Source organism: Alkalihalobacillus alcalophilus ATCC 27647 = CGMCC 1.3604, from assembly GCF_000292245.2.
Classification (GTDB): Bacteria; Bacillota; Bacilli; order Bacillales; family Bacillaceae_D; genus Alkalihalobacillus; species Alkalihalobacillus alcalophilus.
The window spans coordinates 1-2136 of record NZ_ALPT02000150.1 but is presented as its reverse complement, the minus strand read 5'-3'; the positions used below and the strand labels follow the sequence as shown (position 1 = coordinate 2136).

Here is a 2136-nt window from a genome sequence, read left to right as displayed (position 1 = left end):
CCACAGAAAAGAAGCTCTAGAGTGATGGATCCAGTGAAGCCTATTTTAGATAAGTGGATTCGAGAAGACTTAAAAAAGAAAAAGAAGAATCATAGAACTGCCAAAAGAATGTACGAGCAGTTAGTTAAGTTTCATAGCTTCGAAGGTTCTGCACGTACAGTTCGTGACTATGTTTCAAGAAGGAAGAAAGAGCTAAAAGAATATATAGAAGGAGCTTCATTACCTCTTGAATCCATACCAGGAACAGCACAAGTTGATTTTGGTACAGCACCCTTCTTATATGAATCAGAGATAATAGACCTACCGTATTTAGTGATGTCATTTCCGTACAGTAATTCATTCCTGTTTCAGGTATTTCCTTCGGAAAACACTGAGTGTTTACTAGAGGGTCTACAACGTATGTTTCACTATATGGGTGGTGTGCCGACAACGATACGATTCGATAACTTATCCCCCGCCGTGAAAAAGATAAAAGGTAAGGGTGAACGTGAACTCACTGATACATTTGAACGTTTTGTCTTACACTATGGGTTCAGTTACGAATTTTGTAATCCTGGGAAGGGGAATGAAAAAGGACACGTTGAAGCAATGGTGAAATATGTTCGAAATAACTTCTTATTACCCGAGTGCACCATAGTGGATCTCGACCAATTTAATGAAACACTTTGGCAATGCGCAGAGGAAGACCGAAATCGTCCACACTACTTAAAAGAAACGCTTCAATCAGAGTTATATAAGGAAGACAAAAAGGAATGGCTTATCCTTCCTGAGAAGAAGTTTGAATGTGTGCGTTATCAGGAAGTGAAGGCAGATAAATACGGGATTATAAACATCGATAACAAGGAATATTCAACGTCGCCTAGATTTGCCAAGCAGCGCATAAATATTTGTGTAACCTATAACTCTATTATTGTATTGAACGAAGAACGTCAGGTTATTGTAAAGCATTCTCGTTTATATGGAGTAAAAAGAAGGTCGATGAACTGGCAACCATATTTACACTTACTATCAAAACGTCCAAAGGCAATTAAATATTCTAGTTTATATGACCAATTTCCCCTTGAATGGTCCAACTTTTTAAGAGATTGTACAGAAGAAGAGCAGAAAGAAGTTTTACGTCTTTTAGCTACGCTCTTAAAAAATGATGATTTTACTTTATTGAATGAGGCATTAGAGTTAGCTTCTTCACATGGTCATCCTAGTGCGGATCAAATCAAGCATTGTTTCTATTCTCTACTAAATCAAGGTACATCTTATGAGGCGATTACTCCTCGTCTTAATGTTCCAACAGTACCTAGCGCAACTCGTGGGCTTTCTCATTACGATGCTTTCTTTCAAGGGGGTACGAGTGAATGAACGAGCAAATACAAGCCTACGCAAAGCGACTAAAGTTAAGTTGGATTAGAGAGAATTTTAATCAAATAGAAGCAGAAACAAATGAAGAGTACCTATTAAAGCTTTTTGAAAAGGAAGTCCAAAATCGGGAAGAAAGAAAAGTTAATTTATTACTAAGTCAAGCTCAGCTACCGAAGACAGGTTCTACTCCTTTCCAATGGGAACATATACAAATTTCACAAGGAATTGAACGTACAGCTGTCATTAATGGTGACTTTATTAAGGAGAGGGAAAACCTTATTTTATACGGTGGTGTCGGTACAGGAAAGACTTATTTGGCAACATTACTATCCTTAAATGCCATACATAGATTTGGCAGCCAGGTAAAGTTCTATACAGTGGCAGGCTTGGTTAATAAACTAATTGAAGCAAACCAGAAAAACACTCTACCAAAGCTGATGAAACAAATCGAAAAGCTAGACCTTTTAATACTTGATGAGCTCGGCTATATTCCGTTAAACAAAGAAGGAGCAGAGCTTTTATTTCAAGTGATTTCTATGTGTTATGAAAACCGAAGTATAGTGATTACAACCAATCTTCAATTCGGTCAATGGAATCATGTTTTTGGCGACCCGATTCTAACAGAAGCTGTCATTGACCGCCTGATTCACCATTCTCATTTACTTGTTTTTAAAGGAGATAGTTTTCGTTATAAAGAGTCTTTATTGCATCAATAATTTGAAGTGACAAGTGGCATGCATATTTAATTGCCATTTGGTACATTTTTTAATTGCCAAATAC

2 protein-coding genes are annotated in these 2136 nt (G+C 37.1%); both read left to right on the top strand.

Going from position 1 to position 2136, the window contains the following annotated elements; all coding sequences use genetic code 11:
* The coding region (istA, locus tag BALCAV_RS20700; protein ID WP_040324333.1) for an IS21 family transposase at positions 1 to 1356 on the top strand (1356 nt) is incomplete at its 5' end.
* Complete coding sequence (gene istB / locus BALCAV_RS20695) at positions 1353 to 2072, top strand: IS21-like element helper ATPase IstB (RefSeq protein WP_040324332.1); 720 nt, start codon at positions 1353 to 1355, stop codon at positions 2070 to 2072. The genes istA and istB, both read left to right, overlap by 4 nt.
* Positions 2073 to 2136: the final 64 nt, after the last annotated feature.